This is a genomic window from Kribbella sp. NPDC023972, assembly GCF_040639075.1.
Lineage (GTDB): Bacteria > Actinomycetota > Actinomycetes > Propionibacteriales > Kribbellaceae > Kribbella.
This window is the reverse complement of record NZ_JBEZZH010000001.1, coordinates 1,071,994-1,094,094: the sequence shown is the minus strand read 5'-3', so window position 1 is coordinate 1,094,094 and position 22,101 is coordinate 1,071,994. Positions and strand designations below refer to the sequence as shown.

The 22,101-nt window shown below is 67.3% G+C and carries 26 protein-coding genes and 1 tRNA gene; 18 read left to right on the top strand and 9 right to left on the bottom strand.

Annotated features, from left to right (window positions below; translation table 11 throughout):
• The first annotated feature begins 43 nt into the window (after positions 1–43).
• On the top strand, positions 44–1,288 hold the full coding sequence (locus AB0F43_RS05005; protein ID WP_360470770.1) for a glutamate-5-semialdehyde dehydrogenase: 1,245 nt from the start codon (positions 44–46) through the stop codon (positions 1,286–1,288).
• Here AB0F43_RS05005 and AB0F43_RS05000 read toward each other — a convergent pair.
• The gene (locus tag AB0F43_RS05000; protein ID WP_360470768.1) at positions 1,273–1,890 is read right to left on the bottom strand and encodes a 4'-phosphopantetheinyl transferase superfamily protein; all 618 of its coding nucleotides are present in this window, start codon (positions 1,888–1,890) and stop codon (positions 1,273–1,275) included. The two genes, AB0F43_RS05005 and AB0F43_RS05000, sit on opposite strands and share 16 nt — an antisense overlap.
• The gene (locus tag AB0F43_RS04995; protein WP_360470766.1) at positions 1,815–2,480 is read right to left on the bottom strand and encodes a PadR family transcriptional regulator; all 666 of its coding nucleotides are present in this window, start codon (positions 2,478–2,480) and stop codon (positions 1,815–1,817) included. Before AB0F43_RS04995 ends, AB0F43_RS05000 begins: the two co-directional genes overlap by 76 nt.
• 66 nt (positions 2,481–2,546) lie before the next feature.
• Here AB0F43_RS04995 and AB0F43_RS04990 point away from each other — a divergent pair, with 66 nt between their 5' ends.
• Positions 2,547–2,879 (top strand): alpha/beta hydrolase, encoded by a 333-nt coding sequence (locus AB0F43_RS04990; RefSeq protein ID WP_360470764.1) that lies wholly within the window; start codon positions 2,547–2,549, stop codon positions 2,877–2,879.
• 71 nt (positions 2,880–2,950) lie between these two features.
• Here the strand turns inward: AB0F43_RS04990 and AB0F43_RS04985 are convergent, their stop codons facing one another.
• Positions 2,951–3,814, bottom strand: coding sequence for a winged helix-turn-helix transcriptional regulator (locus AB0F43_RS04985; protein WP_360470762.1), 864 nt, complete (start codon positions 3,812–3,814; stop codon positions 2,951–2,953).
• 80 nt (positions 3,815–3,894) lie between these two features.
• Between AB0F43_RS04985 and AB0F43_RS04980 the strand changes: the two genes are divergently transcribed.
• Positions 3,895–5,115 carry an MFS transporter gene (locus AB0F43_RS04980; protein ID WP_360470759.1) on the top strand — a complete coding sequence of 407 codons (1,221 nt, stop codon included), beginning with the start codon at positions 3,895–3,897 and terminating at the stop codon, positions 5,113–5,115.
• Here AB0F43_RS04980 and AB0F43_RS04975 read toward each other — a convergent pair.
• Positions 5,020–5,475, bottom strand: coding sequence for an Lrp/AsnC family transcriptional regulator (locus AB0F43_RS04975; protein WP_360470756.1), 456 nt, complete (start codon positions 5,473–5,475; stop codon positions 5,020–5,022). The genes AB0F43_RS04980 and AB0F43_RS04975 overlap by 96 nt on opposite strands.
• Before the next feature lie 151 nt (positions 5,476–5,626).
• On the opposite strand from AB0F43_RS04975, the gene AB0F43_RS04970 reads away from it, so the two are divergent.
• From AB0F43_RS04970 to AB0F43_RS04940, 7 genes are all read left to right on the top strand, one after another.
• Complete coding sequence (locus AB0F43_RS04970) at positions 5,627–5,755, top strand: hypothetical protein (RefSeq protein WP_360470753.1); 129 nt, start codon at positions 5,627–5,629, stop codon at positions 5,753–5,755.
• Positions 5,756–5,809: 54 nt separating this feature from the next.
• Entirely contained in the window at positions 5,810–5,968 is a 159-nt protein-coding gene (locus AB0F43_RS04965) for a hypothetical protein (RefSeq protein ID WP_360470750.1), read from the top strand.
• A 37-nt stretch (positions 5,969–6,005) separates the two neighbouring features.
• Positions 6,006–6,617: a nicotinate-nucleotide adenylyltransferase gene (nadD, locus tag AB0F43_RS04960; protein WP_360470748.1), complete on the top strand. Its 612-nt coding sequence runs from the start codon at positions 6,006–6,008 to the stop codon at positions 6,615–6,617.
• 10 nt (positions 6,618–6,627) lie between these two features.
• The gene (rsfS, locus tag AB0F43_RS04955; protein ID WP_132207475.1) at positions 6,628–7,011 is read left to right on the top strand and encodes a ribosome silencing factor; all 384 of its coding nucleotides are present in this window, start codon (positions 6,628–6,630) and stop codon (positions 7,009–7,011) included.
• Complete coding sequence (locus AB0F43_RS04950; protein ID WP_360470746.1) at positions 7,008–7,655, top strand: histidine phosphatase family protein; 648 nt, start codon at positions 7,008–7,010, stop codon at positions 7,653–7,655. The genes rsfS and AB0F43_RS04950 overlap by 4 nt, the downstream gene beginning before the upstream one ends.
• A 235-nt stretch (positions 7,656–7,890) precedes the next feature.
• Positions 7,891–7,963, top strand: a tRNA-Ala gene (locus tag AB0F43_RS04945).
• Between the two features lie 501 nt (positions 7,964–8,464).
• Positions 8,465–9,052 (top strand): GNAT family N-acetyltransferase, encoded by a 588-nt coding sequence (locus AB0F43_RS04940; protein ID WP_360470743.1) that lies wholly within the window; start codon positions 8,465–8,467, stop codon positions 9,050–9,052.
• A gap of 584 nt (positions 9,053–9,636) precedes the next feature.
• Here AB0F43_RS04940 and AB0F43_RS04935 read toward each other — a convergent pair.
• Together AB0F43_RS04935 and AB0F43_RS04930 are read right to left on the bottom strand one after the other, a co-directional pair.
• Positions 9,637–10,464 carry an isoprenylcysteine carboxylmethyltransferase family protein gene (locus tag AB0F43_RS04935; protein ID WP_360470740.1) on the bottom strand — a complete coding sequence of 276 codons (828 nt, stop codon included), beginning with the start codon at positions 10,462–10,464 and terminating at the stop codon, positions 9,637–9,639.
• 49 nt (positions 10,465–10,513) lie between these two features.
• Positions 10,514–11,545 carry an alpha/beta fold hydrolase gene (locus AB0F43_RS04930; RefSeq protein WP_360470737.1) on the bottom strand — a complete coding sequence of 344 codons (1,032 nt, stop codon included), beginning with the start codon at positions 11,543–11,545 and terminating at the stop codon, positions 10,514–10,516.
• A gap of 423 nt (positions 11,546–11,968) precedes the next feature.
• Here AB0F43_RS04930 and AB0F43_RS04925 point away from each other — a divergent pair, with 423 nt between their 5' ends.
• Positions 11,969–12,724: a class I SAM-dependent methyltransferase gene (locus tag AB0F43_RS04925; protein ID WP_360470734.1), complete on the top strand. Its 756-nt coding sequence runs from the start codon at positions 11,969–11,971 to the stop codon at positions 12,722–12,724.
• A gap of 981 nt (positions 12,725–13,705) precedes the next feature.
• Positions 13,706–14,263 (top strand): hypothetical protein, encoded by a 558-nt coding sequence (locus AB0F43_RS04920; protein ID WP_360470732.1) that lies wholly within the window; start codon positions 13,706–13,708, stop codon positions 14,261–14,263.
• Between the two features lie 25 nt (positions 14,264–14,288).
• Here the strand turns inward: AB0F43_RS04920 and AB0F43_RS04915 are convergent, their stop codons facing one another.
• Both AB0F43_RS04915 and AB0F43_RS04910 read right to left on the bottom strand, forming a co-directional pair.
• Complete coding sequence (locus AB0F43_RS04915; protein ID WP_360470729.1) at positions 14,289–14,543, bottom strand: BBE domain-containing protein; 255 nt, start codon at positions 14,541–14,543, stop codon at positions 14,289–14,291.
• Positions 14,544–14,921: 378 nt separating this feature from the next.
• A complete protein-coding gene (locus tag AB0F43_RS04910; RefSeq protein WP_360470726.1) occupies positions 14,922–16,208 on the bottom strand; it encodes an alpha/beta hydrolase in 1,287 nt (428 codons plus the stop codon).
• Between the two features lie 372 nt (positions 16,209–16,580).
• Between AB0F43_RS04910 and AB0F43_RS04905 the strand changes: the two genes are divergently transcribed.
• Entirely contained in the window at positions 16,581–17,339 is a 759-nt protein-coding gene (locus AB0F43_RS04905) for an MBL fold metallo-hydrolase (protein WP_360470723.1), read from the top strand.
• Here the strand turns inward: AB0F43_RS04905 and AB0F43_RS04900 are convergent.
• Positions 17,297–17,518: a tyrosine-type recombinase/integrase gene (locus AB0F43_RS04900; protein ID WP_360470720.1), complete on the bottom strand. Its 222-nt coding sequence runs from the start codon at positions 17,516–17,518 to the stop codon at positions 17,297–17,299. The genes AB0F43_RS04905 and AB0F43_RS04900 overlap by 43 nt on opposite strands.
• A gap of 274 nt (positions 17,519–17,792) precedes the next feature.
• Here AB0F43_RS04900 and AB0F43_RS04895 point away from each other — a divergent pair, with 274 nt between their 5' ends.
• From AB0F43_RS04895 to AB0F43_RS04875, 5 genes are all read left to right on the top strand, one after another.
• Positions 17,793–18,371, top strand: coding sequence for a dihydrofolate reductase family protein (locus AB0F43_RS04895; protein ID WP_360470717.1), 579 nt, complete (start codon positions 17,793–17,795; stop codon positions 18,369–18,371).
• Positions 18,372–18,796: 425 nt separating this feature from the next.
• Entirely contained in the window at positions 18,797–19,141 is a 345-nt protein-coding gene (locus tag AB0F43_RS04890; RefSeq protein ID WP_360470714.1) for a hypothetical protein, read from the top strand.
• Between the two features lie 68 nt (positions 19,142–19,209).
• Positions 19,210–19,983, top strand: coding sequence for an SDR family NAD(P)-dependent oxidoreductase (locus tag AB0F43_RS04885; protein ID WP_360470712.1), 774 nt, complete (start codon positions 19,210–19,212; stop codon positions 19,981–19,983).
• Positions 19,984–20,448: 465 nt separating this feature from the next.
• Positions 20,449–21,231: a GNAT family N-acetyltransferase gene (locus AB0F43_RS04880; protein ID WP_360470709.1), complete on the top strand. Its 783-nt coding sequence runs from the start codon at positions 20,449–20,451 to the stop codon at positions 21,229–21,231.
• Between the two features lie 413 nt (positions 21,232–21,644).
• Positions 21,645–22,001 carry a YciI family protein gene (locus tag AB0F43_RS04875; RefSeq protein ID WP_360470706.1) on the top strand — a complete coding sequence of 119 codons (357 nt, stop codon included), beginning with the start codon at positions 21,645–21,647 and terminating at the stop codon, positions 21,999–22,001.
• Positions 22,002–22,101 lie beyond the last annotated feature (100 nt).

Genomic DNA, 22,101 nt, shown 5'->3' with positions numbered 1-22,101 from the left:
GACAGCCGCGCGGGCCGGCGGGGGAGCAGCCTACGATGGGAGGGTGAGCGAGATCATCGAGCTGGCCCGCCGGGCGCGAGAGGCGTCGTACGCGTTGGCGGAGGCCTCCCGGGCGACCAAGGACGCGGCGCTGCACGCGATGGCGGCGGCGTTGCGCGCGAACACGGACCAGATCGTCACGGCGAACGCCAAGGACGTGGCGGCCGCGCGGGAAGCCGGTACGCCGGAGTCCACCGTCGACCGCCTGGCGCTGAACCCGGACCGGGTGGACGCGATGGCCGCCGGGCTCGAGCAGCTCGCCGGGCTGACCGACCCGGTCGGTGAGGTCGTGCGCGGCTACACACTGCCGAACGGGCTGGAGCTTCGGCAGGTCCGGGTGCCGTTCGGCGTGGTCGGGATCATCTACGAGGCCCGCCCGAACGTGACCGCCGACGCGGCCGGCATCTGCCTGAAGTCCGGTAACGCGGTGCTGCTGCGCGGTTCGTCGTCGGCCGCCGCGTCCAACGAGGCGATCGTCGCCGTACTGCGGGAAGCCGCGGTGTCGGCCGGGTTGCCGGCGGACGTGGTGCAGGGCGTGCCGACGGACCGGGCCGCGGTCAAGGAGCTCATGCAGGCGCGCGGGCTGGTCGACGTACTGATCCCGCGCGGCGGTGCCGGGCTGATCCAGACCGTGGTGAGCGAGTCGACCGTGCCGGTGATCGAGACAGGCGTCGGCAACTGTCACGTCTATGTGGACGCCGACGCGGATCTGGATCTCGCCCTGACCATCCTGCTGAACGCCAAGACCCAGCGCCCGAGCGTGTGCAACGCGGCCGAGTCCTTGCTGGTGCACTCGTCTGTGGCGTCGGACTTCCTGGCGCGGGCGCTTCCGGCACTGGCCGAGGCGGGCGTGACGGTGCACGGCGATCCGGCGGTGGTTGCCGCTGGCAAGGATGTCGTGGCGGCGACCGAGGACGATTTCGGGGCCGAGTACAACTCGCTCGATCTGTCCGCGGCTGTGGTGGACTCGCTGGAGGCGGCGGTGCAGCACATCCGCCGCTACAGCTCCGGTCACACCGACGCGATCATCACCCGCTCGCAGGCCAACGCTCGCCGGTTCGTCGCAGCGGTCGACTCGGCGGCGGTGGTGGTCAACGCCAGCACCCGCTTCACCGACGGCGGCGAGTTCGGCTTCGGCGCCGAGATCGGCATCTCCACCCAGAAGCTCCACGCCCGCGGCCCGATGGGCCTGCCGGAGATGACGTCGACCAAGTACGTCGTCATCGGCGAGGGTCAGATCAGGACCTGAGCAGACCTCGTTCGCACGTCGAGCGGCTCGGCGGACACCACCGCCAGAGCCGCCACGTACCCGGGATCGACCTCGAGCTCGATGACCTGGAAACCGTCCGGCTGCCCGGTGATGGTTCGTAGATCGCTTCGCAGACCAACTCCGGTCGCCTTGACGACCGCCTCCTTGCGCGTCCAGTACGTCGTGAACGCGCGCGCCCGCCCGTCATGCTGGGGGAGCGCAGCCAGCTCGGCCTCCGACAAGCTCAGCCTGGCCAAGCCGTCGACATCGAGGCCCGGATCAACCTTCTCCACATCGAGTCCCACCGGACGATCGCTGACGGCAACGCCGACCAACTTCCCGGAATGCGTCACCGACAACTCGATGCCGTCGGACCGCACCTTGCCGTGCGGCTTCCCGCAGTCCGGACAGGCCCGCTCCAGCCTGATGCTTGCTGGAGGCAACGACAGTCGGCTCGCCAGCACCCGCCGTACGATCGTGCATCCCAACAGGAACCGCGCCTTGTCCTCCGCCCGCACGTAGGCCTTCAGCCGCTGCCGCTCGACCGGATCCAGGTCAGCGGTGAACTCGTCCCGGACCTGCCCGATCCGCCCCCACCACACCTCGACCACCGTCTGGCCGGCCCGGGTTTCCAGGTCAGCCTGCCTTTTCGTAGGTCGTCGACAATCGAGTCGATCCAGCGCACCTCGGCCTCGGCGATCGCCTTCAGGTACTCGGTCTCCAGCAACGCCCACCGGGGGACCGGCGTACCGTCGTTCTCCGCGGCCAGCTCGGCGTCGTAGTCGGCGAGCCGTTGGGTCAGCCGCTCCCGCCGTTCTCCGAGCAGCTCGCCCGCGGTCTCGGGTGGCAGCAGCATCACGAACGACAGCGCGGCCGGGAACTCGGGGAACTCGTTGCGCGGCGTCGTGATCATCTCTTCGAGCCACTGCCGGCAGGCGGTCCGCCCATCCTCGGTCAGGTGGTACGTCGTCCGCTCGGGGTAGCGCTCGTCGCGCTCGGTCGCGCCGACCGCGATCAGCCCGCCGTCCTCGAGCTGGTCGATCATCCGGTACAGGCTGGTGCGCTGGCCGACGTTGACGACCTGATCCTTGCCCCACTGCTTGATCAGGCGCTGCATCCCGTACGGATGCAGCGGCCCGTTCTCGAGCAGGCCGAGGATCGCGAGCGCGAGCGGGGAGCGGCGAGGGGGCATGCGGACCAGCCTACGTGTTAGGGATACTAGTTGCAATGTAACTAGAGTATATGTGACGATCGAGCCATGATGACTTTCGAACTGAGGCAGGCCGCGGTGGAATCCCGCGACGGCACCCGGATCGGGTACTGGAAGATCGGCCGCGGTCCCGCGGTCGTCCTCGTGCACGGCAGCATGGAGTCGAGCCGCAGCCACACGCTGCTGGCCCAGGCGCTGGCCGACGACTTCACCGTGTACCTGCCGGATCGGCGTGGGCGCGGATTGTCCGGTCCACACCGGCCGGACCACACCGTGCGTACCGAGGTGGAAGATGTCGAAGCCGTGTTGACCGATGCCGGCGCCGAACTGGCGTTCGGGGTGAGTGTAGTTCGACGGCCTCGACCACGGTGCGTCGAGTGATCCGGGCGGCACCAATCCTCGGGGGAGTGTCCAGGCGGTCGGGCGGATCGCAGCCGAGATCAAGGCGTTCTTCAGGGAGTCTTGAGCGCCCAGGTCACGGCGGCCGCGATGTCGGTCACGGGGTACTGCACCGCTTGGACGACGCGATCCGGCCCGACCACGAGGACGACTCGCTTCAATCGTTCGTACCCGCCGGCGCGGAAGGTCGGCAAGCGGAGCGCGGCGGCCAGTTCCAGATCGAGGTCGGACAGCAGCAGGTGCGGTATCGCCTCGGCGGCCGCGAATGCTCGCTGCTCGTCCGGGCGCTGCGTACTGACCCCGCGGACGGCGATCCGTTCGGCGGCGAACTCGTCGTACCGGGCGGCGAAGAGACGATTCTCCAGCGTGCACCCGCTCGCGCCGGCGATCTCGCGCCATCCGTCCGGCAGTGGCGTCGGACGGCCGGTGGCGGGGTAGCCGAACAGCACGGTCGCGCGGGCATCGGCGTCCACTACGTCGGTCGTCGTACCCGACGTGGAAGGCAGCGCGAGCTCGGGGATGCATTGGCCGGTGAGTTGGTGGATCCGCTGGGCGGGCGGCTCGTCGTCGGTGTTGGTGCCGGTGAGTGAGCCGTCGCCGAGGAGCCAGCGATCGCCCCAGTCCTGCAGCGCGACCAGTACGGGCAGCAGTGCGCGGCCGCGCGGGGTCAGGTGGTAGGCGTAGCGGGTCGGGCGGTCCTGGTACGCCGACCGCTCGACGATCCCGCTGTCGAGCAAGCCGGTCAGTCGCTCGGTCAGCACCTTGCGGGAGATGTGCAGCGACTCCGCGAGCTGGTCGAAGCGATCGAGGCCGCGGGCCAGGTCGCGGACGATCAGCAGTTCCCAGCCGTCGCCGATGACGCCGAGGGACTGCGCGATCGCACAGTCCGGCTCGGGCTCGAAGCTGCTCCGCCGCACGTTCGCCCCCAATTCCGGTTGCCACCACGCTAACCGGCTGAGTAAGTTCCTCTCGGGAACTCACTCTACCTGGGGGTGTCATGTACTGGCGACGGATCGCGGACCTGCCGGGGTGGCTCAAGGCGGTGATGGTCGGCCAACTGGTCAGCTCCGCGGGTGCGCTGGCCTGGATCTACCTGACGCTCTACCTGGTCGAGGACCGCGGGATGTCCGCTGGGCAGGCCGGCCTCGCGGCGGCGGCGTACGGCATCGGGCTGCTCGGTGGGAATCTGGGCGGCGGCTGGTTCGGCGACCGCTTCGGATTGCGAACCGCTGCCGTGGCCAGTCAGCTCCTGTGGGCTGTCAGTTGCTCGGCCATGCCCTTGGTGCCGACCGCGGCTCTAGCTGTTGTCGCTGCGCTTGCGGGGCTCTTCGGCGGAGCGAGCCGGCCCAATCTCAGTGCGCTGGTCGCCACCGCGCTGCCGGACGAGCGCCGGCGGGAGGGCATCGCGTTGTCGCGGACGGCGAGCAACGCCGGTTTCACCATCGGGCCTCCGCTCGGCGGACTGCTGGCGGCGTACGACTTCGGGCTGGCTTTCGTTCTGGATGCCGTGACCAGTGTCGTGCTCGCGGCGATCGTGTGGCGGTGGGTGCCGGGTGGTCGGCGTACCGTCGCGGTCGCGTCGTCGGGGATGTGGCGGGCGCTCCTGCGGGACCGGGCGGTTTTGGTGCTGTTGGCAACGATCGTGGTGGTGGACACCGTGTATCGGCAGGTGTTCGCGACCATGCCGTTGCTGTTGCGGGATGCCGGTTCGCCTGCGGTCGCGTACGGCGTACTGATCGGGCTGAGCTCGGTGGTGATCGTCGGCTGCGAGGCGCCGCTTGCCGTCCGGCTGCGCGGTCATCGGGCTTTCCGGGTGATCGCTGTGGGCTTCGCGCTGGTCGGCGTGGGGTTGGCTGCGCTCGGCGTCTGGCCGGAGCTGGCCGGGGCGACGGTCGCGATCATCGTGATCACGGCGGGGGAGATGCTCTACAAGCCGACGGCCACGGCTCATGTCGCCGACGCCGCGCCGGCTGGGATGGTCGGCCGGTATTCGAGTCTGTACGCGGCTGCGTCGATCAGCGGGATGTTCCTCGCGCCGGCCCTCGGTGGATCGGCTTACGAGCACGCGCCCGATCTGCTGTTTCCGGTCGCGGCCGCGCTCGCCCTTGCGGCGGGCGTCGTACTAGTCCTGGCTGGGGAGCGGCGCCGGGCGACCCTCCCAACGGGTCGACAGGACGACGGTCGTGCGGGTGCGGGCCACGCCGTTGACGCGGCGTAGTGAGCCCACGACGGCCTCCAGTTGGGTGACGTCGGGGACGCGGACCTTCACCACGAGCTCCTGGTCGCCGGCCACGAACCAGCAGTCCTCGACCGCGGCGATCTCACGGACCTGGTCGACGATGTCGTCGGTCTCCACGTCGTCGCGCTGGAACAACCCGATCAGCGCGCTGGTGCCGAGCCCGACCTGCTCCGGCGCGACCACCGCGCGATAGCCGAGCAGAACGCCGCGCTCCTCGAGCCGGCGGACCCGCTCCTGGACGCTCGGGCCGGACAACCCGACCACCCGGCCCAGCTCCGCCCAGCTGGACCGGCCGTTCGCCCGGAGTACCTCGATCAGCTGCCGGTCGATTGCGTCCATCAGCATGAACCTTCCCGTTCACCACGGATTCGTAGGCCTGTGGCCGATTGTACCTTTAATTCGTTTGTCGACAGTGCTGGTGCGTCGTAGAATATGTGGTGTCGGGATCCGTTCGTCCCGGTACCCGTCGTACCTAACTAGTGAAGGAATCATGATCACCCCCGAAGTCGCCCGTGCCCACATCGACGAACTGCACCGCGTCGCCGCGCAGTACCACCGCGCCCACGCCGTACCGTCCGTCTGGCGCCGGCTGCTGACCCGCTACATCCGCCACAGCTGACCCAGGTGTGCCCACCGGCGCCTGTGCCGGTGGGCACGAGATAGGCTCTGCGTCATGCAAACGCACCTGCTGCCGCTGCTCGCGGCTGTCGAAGAGGCCGGCTCCGAGGCCGCGCACATCTCGCCGTGGTGGTACGGCGGGTTCTCGCTGTTCGTGCTCGTCCTGCTGCTTCTTGTCACCGTCATCATGGGTAAGGGCCGGCCGCACAGCTGAGCGGCTTGACGCTGAGTGGTACTGATTGAGGGCTGACGTGGCTTCTGCGGAGCGGGTACGGCGCCTTGGCGTGATGGGCGGCACGTTCGACCCGATCCACCACGGGCACCTGGTCGCGGCCAGCGAGGTGCAGTCGTACTTCGACCTGGACGAGGTGATCTTCGTCCCGACCGGCCAGCCGTGGCAGAAGTCGGAGCGGAAGGTCTCACCGGCCGAGGATCGCTACCTGATGACGGTGATCGCCACCGCGTCGAACCCGCGCTTCTCGGTCAGCCGGGTCGACATCGACCGGCCGGGGCCGACGTACACGATCGACACCCTGCGCGACCTGTCCAAGCTGTACCCGGACGCCGAGCTGTTCTTCATCACCGGCGCCGACGCGCTCGCCCAGATCCTCACCTGGCGCGACGTGGACGAGATGTTCAAACTGGCCCAGTTCGTCGGCTGTACCCGGCCCGGTACCGAAAGTCTCGAACTGCCACTGGACAAACTGCCGATGGACCGGATCACCTTGCTCGAGGTACCGGCCCTGGCGATCTCGTCGACCGAGTGCCGGCAGCGGGTCGCGAAGGGGAACCCGACCTGGTACCTCGTACCGGACGGCATCGTGCAGTACATCGCCAAGCGTGAGCTCTACACCAACCGTTAGAAGGAACCACATGCCAGCCAGCGAACGTGCCATCGAGCTGCTCACCGCGGCCGCCGAGGCGGCCCACGACAAGAAGGCCGAGAACGTCCTCGCCTTCGACGTGTCCGAACAGCTCGCCATCACCGACGCCTTCCTGGTCGCGTCCGCCTCCAACGACCGCCAGGTCCGCGCGATCGTCGACGCCGTGGAGGAGAAACTCCGGGTCGACTTCGACGCCAAGCCTGTCCGCCGCGAAGGCGCCCGCGAAGGCCGCTGGGTGCTGCTCGACTACCTCGAGATCGTCATCCACGTCCAGCACTCCGAGGAGCGCAGCTTCTACTCCCTCGAGCGACTCTGGCGCGACTGCCCAACGATCGCCCTGCCCTCTCCCGTTCCAGGTTCCGCCGCCGAATGACCGCCGGACGTCTGATCGTCTGGCGCCACGGCCGGACTGAGTGGAACCTCCAGGACAAGATCCAGGGCCAGGCCGACATCCCGCTCGACGAGGTCGGCCAGTCGCAGGCCCGCGCCGCCGCCGCTCGGCTCGCCTCCCTGGCGCCGACTCGCCTCTTCTCCAGCGACCTCCAGCGCGCCGCGGCCACCGCCGGTGAACTGGCCGCCCTGACCGGCCTCAAGGTCGAGTACGACGAAGCCCTCCGCGAGATCGACGTCGACGACTGGGCCGGCATGACGATGGCCGAACTCGCCGCCATCCACCCCGAAGCCGCCGCCCGCATCCGCGCCGGCGAACCCCAACGCCGCGGCACCGCCGGCGAAACCGTCGAAGAAGTCGCCCTCCGCTTCTCCGAGGCCCTCGGCCGGGTCGCCTCCCAAGGCACCTCGGAAGACACCATCGTCGTCGCCACCCACGGCCTCGCCGCCCGCGTCGGCATCTGCCTCTTCCTCGGCCTCCCCCAAGCCCACTGGCCCGCCTTCGGCGGCCTGTCCAACTGCAACTGGGTCTCCCTCCTCCCCAGCCGCAACCACCGCTGGCGCATCGAAGAATGGAACGCCGGCTCCCTCCCCGAACCCGTCATGAGCGACGACCCCCAACGCTGAAGAACACCGCCCCGCGGCGGCAGCTGCGGACTGCTGTCCGGCACACCGTCCTCGGCGGACGCAATGGGATGGCGTACGAGGTAGCCGAGCGGACCAAGAGACAGTGACTGAAGGCAACATCAGCGCGTCACCGGCCGCTCCGACAGCCCGTCCGGAGGCAGCCACGACGAGGCCGGTATCCGATTTTTCTTTGCAGCCACTCATCCGCTAAACTTCCGGAGTCGCAAGACACCGCGGGGCTTTGGCGCAGTTGGTAGCGCGCTTCCATGGCATGGAAGAGGTCAGGGGTTCGAATCCCCTAAGCTCCACCGCAGCTCAGAGGCCGGTTTCCCACTCGGGAGACCGGCCTCTTTCATGACCTGAGTGACCAACTGACTGGCTACCGGTTTCGGGGCAGGACTCGTCCATCGCTTGGGCCCCTCGATCACTACCGGCCGCAGCTCGTGCCGGTACGCCGTTTCGGTCACCTCGGTGCCAGGTTGTCAGGTCGTCCACGCGGCGGAAGCCACGCCGGACGTTGGCGGCGTCGAGCTCCGTGCCGATCGATGTACTGAAGACCCGGCTGTGATGCCTCCACCGATCGCCAGCGGTTGCCCTTGCGATCTCCTGCTGCTCGGTCAGCGCATCAACGCATCGTTCCGGAAGGCGAAGCGTCCGACGAGACTTGCGCGTCTTCGTGTCGCCGCGCTCGCGAACCGATCGCTACACCTCGATCGACGGCTGCTCCTCGCCCGCGATGGCGAGTACGCCGCCCTGGCAGCGTGAGTCACCGGACGCTGAACGTCCGCAATCGGGGGTACGTTGGCGGCATGTCCGACTTCACAATCAAGGCGCTCACGCCGGAGACGTTCGACGACTTCGCCGCTCTCGTCGAGCGGAACAAGGGCATGTTCGCCAGCTGCTGGTGCACGCATTTCCATCCCGACTGCGCGGAGAAGGGCCAGAGCGCCGAGGGGAACCGGGCGCTCAAGCAACGTCTGGTGGCCGACGGGATCGCGCACGCGGCGCTGGTCTACGACGGCGACCGGGCCGTCGCCTGGGCGGAGTACGGTTCACCCGAGGAGCTGCCCAACATCCAGCACCGCAAGGAGTACGTGGCCACTGCCGAGCGACTGCCCGACTACCGGGTCACCTGCATCCTGGTCGAGCGCGGCCTTCGCGGTCAGGGCCTGGCGGCGATCGCCCTGCGCGGAGCCGTCGAGCTGATCGCGCAGGCCGGCGGCGGCCTGGTCGAGGGCTACCCGCACGACACCGGCGGGGTCCGGAAGAAGAACTCGTCGTTCCTCTACAACGGCACCCGCACGATGTACGAGCGCGAGGGCTTCACCTACGACCGGCCCAAGGGCCAGGGCAACTGCGTAATGGTGCGCGAGGTCGCCCCGGGCACGCGCGACTGAACCGGTCCCTCGCTCCACGCGGAGACGACGGCTACTCTGGCACCGCGCCGTCTCTACGAGTCGCTCGGCTTCTCCACGATTGCGCGTACGTGCACACTTTCGTGGGTCCTTGTGGCGGGCTCTGGCGACTGATCCGCAAGCCGGACGCCCATCGGTCCCTTAGACACAGTGTGGACGGCAGCCGACCGATGACCGATTGGGGATCCCCCTTCTGGGGCAAGGTGATTAGCCAGCCGTCGAGTGTGAGCATGCTCCAGTGCGGATCTGCAGAAGATTTCGCCGGTAAGTGGCACCCGATCTCGGCCGCCCCCACCAGAGTTGGGGTCGTAGGTGAGTGACTAATTGAGTGACAGCGGAGCCGAACAAGCCCAGACATCCACGAACGTTGATGGACGAGAGCCGCGTGCGGTCCAACCGTAAAGAGCGGATACGCATTCGACGACAGCTCCGACGACCCTTGGTCACTCGAACAGATCCGGCGTGGGCCGCCCGAAGGGCCAGAGCTTGCGGGCCTGACGGCTCCCGGACATTGGCAGTCCGCGAGGCTCCGAGTTGGGCTACTGCCCTGGCCGCTGTCCTGGCCCTTAGCCCACGTCCTCACCTATCTCGGTGCGAACGTTTTCAGCGGCGGTTCGCCGACGCATCCCACGGCGCGAAAGGTCTGGGCTGGGCACCGAGCCTGTCCGGATGGGAGGTCTGGGCAGGAGGGCGGGGACGCGGGCGGCGTAGTCGTCGTACGACGCTCCAAACGTGTTGCGGAGGTCGCGCTCCTCGAACCTGATCCCAACGGCGACGTAGCCCGTCGCGGCGAGGGCGAAGAGAAGATGCGATGCGCCCATCCGTGGTGTCGCCCAGAAGGCCAGCACCAGCCCCGTCATCATCGGGTGCCGCACGACGGCGTAGAGACCGCCGACATAGAGGTCAGCGGTGAGACCGGGGTCTCGAGCGGCCGCCCATCCGGCCTGCCGCAGCCCAACGAGTTCGAGGTGATCGACCGCGAACGTTGCGGTGATCGCCAGCGCCCAGCCGGCGGCGAAGAGTGACCAGGCGATGACCGCGACCGGGCCCTCGGCGTGCCAGATCTCCTCACCCCAGGGTTGCCAGAGCACTAGCAGCAGCGCGAGGCAGATGTCTGTGGCGAGCACGTAGGAAGTGCGTTCGAGCGCCGTCGGGATCCGGCGACTCAGCCATGACTTCACCTGACGACGCGCCATCACCGAGTGCTGGACGGCGAAGAACAGCAGCAGCGCCAGGTCGATGGCGACCGCGCGAGCGGTCGTCGTGCGTTCGGGTCCGTCAACGGTCCTGGGGACGACCACACCGGCGAGGAAGGCCATTGTCCACACGGTGACAACGACAAATCCCAACCAGGTGGCGGCCGAGAGGATGAGATGGGTAGGGCGTCGGAACATGCCTCCATGCTGCGGGGGCGGCTGTCCCCGGCGCAGCCGTGGAATTACCTCACTTGTGCGGGTGTTGCGCGACGTACCAGGCTGCGACTTGAGAACGAGATCTGAACCCGAGCCGCAGCCGGATCCGCTCCAGGTGCGACTCGGCGGATCGTTCGGTGATGCCCAGGCGGTCGGCCAACTGGCGGTTCGTGAGGCCGTCCGCCACGAGGGCCGCGACTTCTGTCTGGCGTGCGGTGAGTCCCGTGGGAACGGTCCTTCGTAGCCGTGGCAGTCCGAGGAAGCGTCGCACCTGTTCGACCAGCGACTCCACATCCCCGATGGCAGGAAGGTGCGAGCGACCCACGAGCTCCACGAGCTGGGCGCCCGGGATCGCGTCGGCGAGCACCCTGCCCTGGTTGAACGGAGCGGCTCGGTCTCCGGTCCGGTGCAGCACCAGTGTCGGCGCCTGCACCCGCGCGAGGCTCGGAAGCACGTCCAGGGCGTAAGCGAGACGCAACAAGGCGACCGCTGTCTCGGGCGACGAGGCTGCGCGCTGGTAGCGGGCGAGCGCGAGTCGGGTGCCGGCATCAGCCTCGGGTGCGAAGAGATCGGTGAGCAGGTCTGATCCCAGTCCCCAGTGAGAGGCAATCAGCCCGAGCATGTACCGCTTGCTGTCCTCGTCGCCGATGGCGTCACCGGTCGCCCAGCCGCCGTACAGCACCAGACGCGAAACCTTCTCCGGCTGATCGGCGGCCCACTGCGCGGCCACCGCCGCCCCTAGCGACCAGCCCAGGATGTCACAGCTGGTAACGCCGAGCGCTTCGGTCACCGCGGCGATCGTGGCAAGCTCGAGCGCCATCGTGCGAGGGCCGTCGTAGGCGTCCGAGAGGCCACAACCAGGGCGGTCGTAGCGCACCAACGTGCGGCCCGATGACAGCGACTCGTGGAACATGCGCTCGGCGGGAATGGCCCATCCGAGCTCGAGATGACTGAGCCATCCCGGCACAACCAGCAGGAACGGCCCGCTGCCGGTCAGGGCATAGGCCACGCGCCCGCCATCGGCCAAGTGCGCCATCCCCAGACGCTGCTCCTGCGCAACCACGACACCAGTGAACAGCAATGAGGTCGCGATCGGCTCAAGGGCCTTGTGGCCGGCACCACCCCTACCGCAGCCCGTCGCATGTGCCCGGATCGCGGCAGATCCGGACGTTCGTCCGTTGACCGCTGCTGCTGAAACCCTGGGCCACTGCCCGCCAGCGGTCCACGGGCCCGGCGGCGTGCCTCTCCGGTTTCGAGCGCGTCACTGCTGAGTCGTGAAGCGTGCAGCCACTCGCCCGCTTCTCGCCCCTGGAGGGTTTCCGAGCCCAAGCCGCGTGCCGCGGGTGATCAGACAACGGGACGTCAGGCGTCCCGCGCCGACAGCGGCATGGGGACGGTTACTCCACGGGAAAGCGGTGGTGACTGACTTGCTCCACTGATGTACTGGTGTGCCACATTGGGTCTGCCGTTGACGGAGGTAGTCGTTGTGACGGGCTATGACGCGCTTGCCGAGGTGTACGAGTGGCTTATCTCGGACGCGAAGTTGACGCCCGCCGAGTTCGCCGCTGCGTTCGATGACGTCATCCGTCTCCTTCCGTCAAACGCCCGCGTCCTCGATTGCTCATGCGGGACTGGGCAGCTGGCGGTTGGTCTCTCCGGTCTTGGCATGCAGGTTGTCGCGACCGACGCCAGCGCAGCGATGGTTCGTCGGACTGAGGAGTTGGCTGAGGAATACGGCGCATCTTTGCGGACGGTTCGAGCTGACTGGCATGAGTTGACCGACCATTTCGACGTTGCCAGCTTCGACATGGTGTTCTGCGTCGGCAACTCGCTGCATCATGCCGAGGGGGCGAGAGGCAGGTTTGTTGCGCTGGAATCTATGTCGCGGCTGCTGCGCCCTGAGGGACGCTTGGTTCTCACCTCCCGCACTTGGGAACTCGTGCGCGCTGGCGGCTCCCGGTTGGACATCCGTGACCACCTGGTCCGCCGGAATGGCCGCGATGCTCTCGTCATCTATCGCTGGGAGATTGCGCCGCACTGGGAGCAGGAGCACCACATCGAGATTGCTGTCGCGCAAGTCACGGCGGATAGGTCGGTCCTTGTCCGCTCGGAACTGTTGTCGTGCTGGCCATACCGATACGACGAACTCGGATCTGAGTTGAACCGCCTCGGACTACGGGTCGAGAAGAGCACGTTCGACCCGGAGGCTGAGGGGTACATGGTGGTGGCGACCAAGGAGTAGGGCGCCGGCATGCGTCCTCACGTCAGGCCAGGTAGCCACCGCCACCGTCGCGCACGGTCATCGGCAGTTGAGCGCACTGTCGGCGGCAGATGAGCGCGTTGGCCGGCCCCAGATAGCCCCAAGGCCCCGGGCCTGCCGCACATCAGCTGACGGACCACTGTGTTACGGATCTGTCGGCGGAGCACAGCCGGCACGGCGTTGCTGTCCTCCATCGGGTAACGCGGGGCTAACGACCTATTCGCAAGTTCATCGAGTCCAGCGCCTCACATTTGATCACCACGCATGAGCCCCACCGATGATCGGCACTGGTCCATGACAGTCGAGCTCGATGCGCGCCCTCGCCTACACCCGCGGCTCTGTATCTGCCGCTGCCAGCATGCTTTCCTGAAGACTAGGGCGTGGGGTGATTGGAGTGCAGTACCGGGGATCGTGAGCCGCGAGATCGCGAGCCATGCGTTCTTGGTTGCTACCACGGCTTGAGCACGTCGAGCTGCTCGCCCTGCGCGCGATTGGCCTGGCACTGTTGGCCGCGTCGGTGGCCACCCCGCGTCTGGATAGGCTTTTGCCGAGGCGTCGGGGATCTCGCCTTTCTCCATGGTTCGACCACCTCCCGGAGTCGGGTTCTCGGGCAGCTCACGCATCTCATTCTGCGCGCGCAGGTGCTGCCACGAAGCGGTCGACGGAGCCGGTACATGCCTGCCCCGCTGCCTTCGTTCAGCTACAACGGGTCCCATCGGCCCGTCTGACAACGGGACAGCCGCGTGGTATTCAGGTGGTGCGGCGGGTGGTCGACGGGCCGTACGCCGTACTCGCGTAACTCGGCGCACGACTCGCGGCCGCCACCACCAGTCCGAACTTGGTGTCAGCGACAAGACCGTGCGCAACCATGTGTCCAACGTCTTCAGCAACTCCACGTCGCCGGCCGCGCCGAAGCTGTGGCCCGGGCCCGCGACGCGGGTCTCGGCCAGTAAGGGGTTCCCGATGACTACGGACGATCCCAACTTCGCGCCGTACCCGGGTCGCTACGAGGTTGCCCGGATCAAGGGCATCCCGCCGAACGAGGATCCGGTGCTGCTCGACATCACGGGCGAGGCCGACGTACAAGAACGGATCGACAAGATCAGAGAGATCGTGGAGCGAGGTCCGATACCTGATGGCGGCCTCTCGTGGAACCACGAGTCGCGCGTCGTGACGGTGCGCCTCGTCGCAGCGGTGGACGGCACGTCACCTGAAGTGGAGCGCTTGAAGGAGGAGGTACTGGCGGAAGCCGAGGAGTTCACGGTCGAGTTCCAGGAGGATCTCACGGTCGAATTCCAGTCGGTCGCCTACTCCCGGCAAGAGCTGCTGGACCTCGCGGACCACATCTTCTTTTCGGTCGCCCCGGGTCGTCAGATCGCCGGTGGATGGTCCACTTCCGAGAACCGCGTCGAGGTTCTGATCGGCGAGGGCGACGACGAGACTCAAACCTTGATCGAGGCCCTCGACGACAAACGAATCGTGATCCAAATCGTCCCACCGGGGCCCTGGGAGGTGCTGTGACGTCCCAGGGCTTCAAGCTCAACTACTAGTGGCGCGTGGTTGGTTGGATGTTTTGGTTGAGGTCGAAGAGGTTGGTGGGGTCGTAGGTGTTCTTCACGGCAACGAGCCGGGCGTAGGTCGCCGTCGAGTACGACGCTCGGACGATGTCCTCGTTCGTCTCACCGGTGAAGTTCACGTACGACGCCGCGTCCCGGCCGAGCGCGGCCGCGGATGAGCGAGCCCATTCGACGGCTTCGCCGTACCCATCCGCGTCCGGGCAACTAACCGGCCGCGCAGACATCGGTCTAGACCGCCATTTCGCCGCTGCAACGCAGCATTGCCGACTGGCCGACTCCGGGCCGAACCGCTCCTCTGTCGGCGCGTCATCCGGGCGTTGTCCGAGGTGTGGAAATGGAAGGTCTCGGCGGTATCGGACGGGCTCACTCTTCTGGCCGCTGCCCGGGGGACGATCGAGCCTTCTGAGGAACTTCCTGAATTCGGCATGACCGCGCGATCAGCGGCATGAGCGGACGTTGTGGTTTCGGTCCCTTTGTGCGTTTGTTGGACGGCGCCATGACCGAGCGTCGGCACACGAATGTCGATGCGTATGTGCTTGAGGCCAGCGCCGTCAAGGAGCCAGCTTGGGGTGAGGTACGAGCCTCGCCGGTACTCGTTTGGGCTACCTGGTCAGTGGCGTTGCGTTCCGGATCGCTGAGAGCACGCCGACGATTGCCTGACTGGTCGCGGTCGAGTCCTTCTCGTCCCAGACGAGCTCTGAATGGGAAGCGCCGTCGACGACTCGGTGCACGCTGTTGGTCGACATGGCGGCGAGCCGCTCATGCGCGGCAATATCGGCGGCGTCACTTCCGCTGCCAGCTGTCAGCACCACCAACGGCTTGTCACCGAAGTCCGTGAACGATCCTGCTTCGGCCATGGAGGAGTTCGCCTGGACATACTCGTCGATGGTGCTGCGGAAGTTGCTGCCCCTGGTGATACTGGCGCGTACTTCGTCTCTGGACTTCGGCGGCAGACCGCCGACCTCGATCGGCGCGTATAGGCGGGTCAGTCCGAGTCGAGCCGAGGTGGAGATCAGGATGGAGACCCGTCCCAAGAGGTCGTAGCTGCTCGGATCGTCGGAGCTTGCGGCAGGCGGCGTCTCGCGCGGTGCGGTGGTGTCCACGAGCACCATCCCAGCAACCTCGTTCGGGTAGCGGGCAGCGTAGGTGAGCACGTAGAGGCCACCGAAGGAATGACCAGCCAGCACGTAGGGACCCGGGACGTTCCCGCGTTGCAGCAGGGTATGGAGGTCGGAGGCGATCTGGGAGGCGTCCTGGGGGGTGCTGACTGCTTCGCTCCACCCGCGACCCGGGCGGTCGTAGACGCAGACACGGGTGTCGGCGGCGACCCTGGGCGCGATCCAGCCCATGTTCGAGGACATCTCGCCAGCCCCGGGTTGCAACACGACGGTGGGGCTGCCCGTGCCGGTGCAGTGGAGGTGCAGAGAATGTCCACCGACGTCGATCGACCGTCCGGGCATCGAAGGCTCTGCATCGGTGGCTGCGCTCACCGTCTCGTACCCGCCGCCCACCGCGGCCACGGCCAGTATCCCGATCACCGGATAGAGCAGCCAGCGTCGGCTCCGGCTCCGCAGTTGCCGATGGGCCTGCACGGCCATCCAGACAACAAGCGCCAGCAAGGCCGGGGGCCACACCCAACTGAGCACCCCGTCCACCGAGGAGCCGAACACAACGAGCAGAAGACCGCCCAGCCCCATGAACAAGGCAGGAACCGCAGCCCACGCCTGAGGTTGGTCGGTCAACCGCACCGAGAGCACGGCCAACATCGCCCACCCCAGCGCGAATCCACACAGGACCGCGCCGGCGATGGCGTCTTCCTCTGCCGGAACGAACGGGGCGGCGACCAGGAGTAGCGCGGCGACGAGCCCGGCCGTCAACGACCCGGCCACGATCCAACCGATCTGCCCCCTTGGTTCCGAGGCAGAGGGTGACGGACGGCCTGATCCATCATCGGGGCTGGCAGTGGGCACGGAGCGCGGGGGGATGGTCACAATGGAGCTCGAATCGATGCCAATGGCGTCGCGCGAGGACAGCCATCTGCACTCGTTGCACGTGCCGCGATTTCGACACTACGCCTTCCGCACCGACATACACCCCCTGAAGCGGAGCGAGATCCGACTTCCGCCATACATCCGCTCATCGGCATGAGCGCGCGGATCTCGGCATGTGAGTGCGTTTCGGGAGACGCCCGCAGGTCCCGAATCTGGACCCGAACGGCGTCGCAACTCGCGCCGGACGGAGGCCCCTGACACAGTGAGCAGATGCTGAATCAGGTGGCCGACGGCGTTTGGGTCCGGCAGAGCGAGTGGGTCTGGAGCAATGCCATCGTGGTGCGCGGGGAGGGTGGGTTGATCCTGGTCGATCCCGGCATCGACGGTTCCGATCTGAACCAGCTCGCCGATGACGTGGACCGGCTCGGCATTCCGGTGGTCGCCGGGTTCTCCACCCATCCCCACTGGGACCACCTGCTGTGGCATTCCCGGTTCGGCGACGTGCCGCGCTACGCCACCCCCGGCTGCGCCCAGGCCGCCAGTGAAGCCCGAGAGCGGGCGCAGGCGATGGCGGCGGAGAGCGCGTCGGGCATCCCTCTCGAGCTGATCGGGCTTCTCACCCCGCTGCCCGCGGACGGGGGAGACGTGCCGGGCGAGATCGTCGAGCATCAGGCGCACGCCATCGGCCACGCCGCGGTCCTCCTCGCGGACCGTGGCGTCCTGCTCGCCGGCGACATGCTCTCCGACGTCCTGATCCCACTCCTCGACCCTCGCCGCCCCGATCAGGTGCGCGCCTATGAGACGGCACTCGACCGCCTCGGTGAGGCTGCCCGGCACGCCGATGTCCTGGTCCCCGGCCACGGGGCCGTTGCCGAGGGTCCCGAGGTGGCGGCCCGCCTTGCCGCCGACCATGCCTACATCGACGCGCTGCGGCGAGGAGAGGAACCGGCCGACGCGCGTCTGAGTCAAGACTGGCTCTCCGGCCCTCACCAGTCGAACCTTGAGCAGGCCCGACGCTCATCCGGCTGAACTTCGGCGTCATCGCGCTCATGGTCGCCATGGTGGTCGAGGTTGTTGCGGGCGCGGTCGTAGCGCATGGTGGTTCGAGGGGTCGGCGTGGCAGGCGGCGATGTCTGTACGTCGCGCAGGTCAACACCAGTGTCGAGCATCGTGGTGGCGTAGGTGTGCCTGAGCATGTGCGGGTGCATCCGCGGCAGCTTGTACCTGTCTCTTCGGCGAGGCAATACGGCAACGTCGTAAAACGTCGGGACAGGCGCCGCAGTGTGCGGGTGTCGCAGCCGCGTCAACCGCCTGACTAGAGCCACCGTGCGGACGAGAGTGCGTTCGGCAACGTGGGCCTGCCACCATGTCGGCCTGAACGCCCGCGAGACGTTTCCTCGGCTTCGGTGTCGAAATGTACGTACCACGTTCGACGTAGGGTTGAGCATCAACCACTCCCGACATCTTCGAAGGAGACCCACCATGTCGTTCCAGGAACACCCCGACACCGTGGAGAAGAAGACCCCGCGCAAGGTCGTCGCCGGTTACTTCTTGTCTCTCGATGGAGTGGCCGAGGCTCCCGACCGGTTCATCACCGCTTGGGACGACGAAACGGATGCCAACGGCGCCAATCTCATTGAAACCCAGGACGCGGTCATTCTCGGCCGCCGCAGTTACGACGAATGGGCTGCGTTCTGGCCAGGCAGCGAGATCGAGCCTTTCGCCTCCTTCATCAACGCCGCTCCCAAGTACGTCGCAACCTCGACGCCGCTCGAACGCGAGTGGAGCAACTCGCGCGTGATCGACGGCGGGCTGGTCGATTTCGTGCGGCACCTGAAGGGTCGGCCGGGAGGCGATATCGGCATCCACGGCAGCATTTCGGTCACTCGGACGCTGCTTGCTGCCGACGTCGTCGACGAGCTCAGGCTCGTCATCGCGCCGACGATCGTCGGGAGCGGCCAACGACTGTTGGACGGGTTGCCGCCCGTGCGGCTCGAGACGATCCGGAGCACTGCCTCAGCTAGCGGCCACCTTCTCGTCGACTATCGCGTGGTCCGCTAGGCGCCCTTCGAGCACAGAGGTACCCACCCAGCTAGAGCACGCTCATCCGCATGACCGCGCGGCTCGCGGCATGTCCGCGCACACCTAGTTCTTCGATTTCAGCGATATCCCGCCCAGGGCGAGGGTGAAGATCTGGACAAGCGCTGCCCGTACGTCGGGGTCGCGGTCGGAGTGCGTCTTCGGAACTCCAGCCAGTTGCCCAGCTTCGTCGCTCCGCTTGCCGTTGCAGTTCAACCAGAGTCTCGAAGCTGATCTGACACACACGGAAGTCTGGATCATTCGAATGGAGGGCGGACATCGGGTCGGACATTACTCGCGCTCACGCCTCGCAATCGTCAGGGCCGACCGGATCTCGACATTACCCCGCCTTACTACATGCGGCATGTGCGCATTCCGCGCGGTGTTCTTCAGGCAACATGTCCGTCGTGGACTTCCGTGAGAAGACCTTCGCGGCTGAGGTCGCTGACCGGTTCCGGTTCCTCGTTGACGAGGCTGGTTTCACGGCGATGCGAGTGGACGTGCCGGCGCACGATCGGCGACCTCGAAGCCTTCGGGTTGCATACGTGTCGACCGGCGCTCGTGTTGAGGTCACGCTCGACCTTGCTTTTGGCGGTGAGGAGTCAGTCAGCACACTGTTGGAGACAGGGACCGGGCGGTGGGACTTCGGACCCAACGTCGCCCATAAGGGCCACGCGATGCGCAAGGCACTCACAGCCCAGGCTCAGCAGGTCGCAGAGGTGTTGCGCCGCTTGGAGACAGAGCGCGCCTAATGCGGCTGTCGCGCAACTGCCGCAGGCCGAGCCAGGTGTTCACCGTCTGAGGTGGCAGGATTGCGCACGTGAGCGACCTCTTCGACCTCTCCGACGTGGTGGCCGTGGTGACGGGTTCGAGCCGCGGAATCGGGCTGGCGATCGCGCGAACGCTGGCGAGCCAAGGCGCGTGCGTAGTTGTGAACGGGTTCGACGAGGCGGAGACGCTCGAGGCCGTCGACACGCTGCGAGCAGCGGTTGGCGACGCACGGATCGCACCGGCGCCGGGAGATGTCACCCTTCCGGCCACGGCCGAGGCGCTCGTCGACGCGGCAGTGCAGACCTTCGGGCACCTGAGCCATGTGGTGTGCAACGCGGGCATCGACATCATCAAGCCGGCTGTGGACTACACGCCGGAGGACTGGGACCGGGTCCTCGCAGTAAACCTCCGTGGCGCCTTCCTGCCGGCGCAGGCGGCCGCACGGTACTGGATGGAGCACGGCCAGGTCGGCTCAGTCACGATGACGTCGTCCATAGCCGGCTCAGTAGGCGTTCCCACTCTTGCTCCCTATGCAGCGAGCAAGGGTGGTATCAACCAGCTCGTTCGGACACTTGCCTCCGAATGGGCACCGGCGGGCATCCGCGTCAACGCGGTCGCTCCGGGGTACGTAGCCAACGTCATGGCCGGCGTTGTCGCCCACGACGACCCCGCGTCGGACGCGCGGATCAATACCTTCACTCCGCTGGGACGTCGCGCGACGGTCGACGAGATCGCTGCTCCGTACGCGTTCCTGGCGTCGCCCGCCGCGAGCTACGTCACGGGGTCGGTGCTCGCAGTCGACGGCGGGTACACCGCCAACTGAAACTCTTCGGCAAGCGGCGCCGCGAGCGGCGATGCCATCGGCTGGACCTCGGCAGCTCTGTACGTCGGGCCTCGCACGCGGTGCCCACGACGGTTCTGCGGCGGCAGTTCTGTCGAGCGGACGAGGCAGACACGGTCAACCCCTGCGCGGTCCGGCTGGGAGAAGAATGGGAGACCGGAGCGCGGATCAACGCCCACGGACGGGATGGAACGCGTAGCATCCGACGGGCTCGAACTCCTGTAGCTATTGAGGATCCCCGAACGACGCCGAGCTCAATGCAACCCCGGCCCATGACATGGAAGAGGTCAGGGTGTTCGGATCCCCTAAGCTCACCGCAGCTCAGCGGCCGGTTTCCCAGAGAGGAATCGGCCTTCTTTCGTGATCTGAGTGACTAAGAGAGTCCACCGGATGGCGGGATCCTGCGTGCCGGTGGGCGTGGGCCGGCGCTGCGGTAGCCTCCGCCGCATGGGTGAGCTGGATCTGGCGACGGTTGCGGCGGCCAACGACGCGTGGGTGTTGACGCCTGAGGGCTCGGAGGTGGTGGAGACCGCGGAGTACCGGCTGGTGCGGTTCCCGGAGCCTTTCACTGACCCGTTGCAGGTGTCGTGGGTGCGGTCTACCCGGCCGGCCGAGGCCGTGCTGGAGGACGTCGTCGCGCGGGCCACCGGGTTCGGACTACCGGAGGCGTTCGTCTATGCGAAGCTCAGCGCGCCGGACGGCTTCGACGAGGCTCTGCTGGGGCGTGGCGCCCAGTTGGTCGACACCTGCGACGTACTCGCTTTGGCATTGCCTGCCGACGTCGAGGCGCCCGATCTTCCTGGGCTAGAGGTGCGGTGGCGGACCACGCCGGAGGTCGCCCGCGACGCCAACACCGTCGGGGTCTCGGCCTTCGGCGGGAACAGGGCCTCCGACGACGAACTCGCCAAACGGGCGGCGGCCGACCGCGAGACGGTCGCGGCGGGGACCGGAGGGGCCCTCGTCGCCTACCTCGACGGCGCTCCGGTCGCGCTCGCGGGCATCGAGCTAGTCGACGGCGTGGCCCGGCTGTGGGGCGGCGCAGTGTTGGAGGCGTACCGCGGCCGCGGTGTCTATCGTGCCCTGGTCGCCGCTCGTATGACGTACGCCGCCGAGCACGGTGCCACGATGGCGTTCACCCAGGGCCGCGTTTCCACGAGCTCTCCGATCCTGCGGCGCCTCGGGTTCATCTCGTATGGCCAGGAGCGCTGTTATCGGCTCCCGTTGAGGTGATCGGGCGGCGGAGGCTCAAGCGCGCCTCTGGATGCGGTCATCTGGCCATCGGCGGCTGAGGGCATGCCGCCTCTCTCACAGGGAGATGTCGTCAGGAGGCCGAGATGCCGTCCTGACCTGCGGTTATCGCTGGTGGATCTTAGGGAATTCGAAGCCCTGACCGCTTCCCTGCCAGTCACGGTGCCAGCGGCCAAGCTGGTGGGAGGCGAGCGGTTCCGTCGAGACAACCCGCTGGTCATCGATGCTATGGATCAGGGGAGGATGCCAGTGGATTGGATGCGGAGTCCGGCATCGGGCCCCATGGATCGACGGATCGTGAGAATTTCTGCGGCAGTCTGTCGGATCCGGAGCGAGGCGTTCGTAGCAGGGGTGATAGGCGGCCGGAGGGAGGCCGTCGGACAAGGAGTGATGAGATGCCGAAGTACCTGATCTCGTTCGAGAAGGGCGCGATGGACCACATCCCCGAGGAGGACTTCCCCGAGGTGGGCAAGGCCGCCCACGCAGTGTGCCAGGAGGCCAAGGACGCCGGCGTGTTCGTCTTCGGCGGCGGGCTGAGCTACGACGACGGCGACGTGGAGCACGGCGCGGTGGCCACCGACGGGATGGTCACCGACGGCCCGTACCCGGAGAGCAAGGAGCTCATCGGCGGCGTGGTGATCGTCGACGTGCCCACCCGGGAGGCCGCCTTGGAGTGGGCCGCAAAGATCGCGGTCGCCTGCCGCTGTGCGCAAGACGTCCGCAAGTTCATGTACGACCCGGAGATCGAATGAGATCGCGTCGAGGCAGTATCTGCTGTCCGTGCACGGCCCCGCCTCGTACGACGAGGCCCTGACCCATGCCTCCAGGTCGTGCCAGGGCAAGGTCGAGGCG

Excerpts from the sequence above, each read along its gene's own strand:
- AB0F43_RS04995 (WP_360470766.1), bottom strand. The coding sequence starts at position 2,480 with ATGCCCCCTCGCCGCTCCCCGCTCGCGCTCGCGATCCTCGGCCTGCTC.
- AB0F43_RS04990 (WP_360470764.1), top strand. The coding sequence starts at position 2,547 with ATGATGACTTTCGAACTGAGGCAGGCCGCGGTGGAATCCCGCGACGGC.
- AB0F43_RS04980 (WP_360470759.1), top strand. The coding sequence starts at position 3,895 with ATGTACTGGCGACGGATCGCGGACCTGCCGGGGTGGCTCAAGGCGGTG.
- AB0F43_RS04975 (WP_360470756.1), bottom strand. The coding sequence starts at position 5,475 with ATGGACGCAATCGACCGGCAGCTGATCGAGGTACTCCGGGCGAACGGC.
- AB0F43_RS04970 (WP_360470753.1), top strand. The coding sequence starts at position 5,627 with ATGATCACCCCCGAAGTCGCCCGTGCCCACATCGACGAACTGCACCGC.
- AB0F43_RS04965 (WP_360470750.1), top strand. The coding sequence starts at position 5,810 with ATGCAAACGCACCTGCTGCCGCTGCTCGCGGCTGTCGAAGAGGCCGGC.
- rsfS (WP_132207475.1), top strand. The coding sequence starts at position 6,628 with ATGCCAGCCAGCGAACGTGCCATCGAGCTGCTCACCGCGGCCGCCGAG.
- AB0F43_RS04950 (WP_360470746.1), top strand. The coding sequence starts at position 7,008 with ATGACCGCCGGACGTCTGATCGTCTGGCGCCACGGCCGGACTGAGTGG.
- AB0F43_RS04940 (WP_360470743.1), top strand. The coding sequence starts at position 8,465 with ATGTCCGACTTCACAATCAAGGCGCTCACGCCGGAGACGTTCGACGAC.
- AB0F43_RS04935 (WP_360470740.1), bottom strand. The coding sequence starts at position 10,464 with ATGTTCCGACGCCCTACCCATCTCATCCTCTCGGCCGCCACCTGGTTG.
- AB0F43_RS04920 (WP_360470732.1), top strand. The coding sequence starts at position 13,706 with ATGACTACGGACGATCCCAACTTCGCGCCGTACCCGGGTCGCTACGAG.
- AB0F43_RS04915 (WP_360470729.1), bottom strand. The coding sequence starts at position 14,543 with ATGTCTGCGCGGCCGGTTAGTTGCCCGGACGCGGATGGGTACGGCGAA.
- AB0F43_RS04905 (WP_360470723.1), top strand. The coding sequence starts at position 16,581 with ATGCTGAATCAGGTGGCCGACGGCGTTTGGGTCCGGCAGAGCGAGTGG.
- AB0F43_RS04900 (WP_360470720.1), bottom strand. The coding sequence starts at position 17,518 with ATGCACCCGCACATGCTCAGGCACACCTACGCCACCACGATGCTCGAC.
- AB0F43_RS04895 (WP_360470717.1), top strand. The coding sequence starts at position 17,793 with ATGTCGTTCCAGGAACACCCCGACACCGTGGAGAAGAAGACCCCGCGC.
- AB0F43_RS04880 (WP_360470709.1), top strand. The coding sequence starts at position 20,449 with ATGGGTGAGCTGGATCTGGCGACGGTTGCGGCGGCCAACGACGCGTGG.
- AB0F43_RS04875 (WP_360470706.1), top strand. The coding sequence starts at position 21,645 with ATGCCGAAGTACCTGATCTCGTTCGAGAAGGGCGCGATGGACCACATC.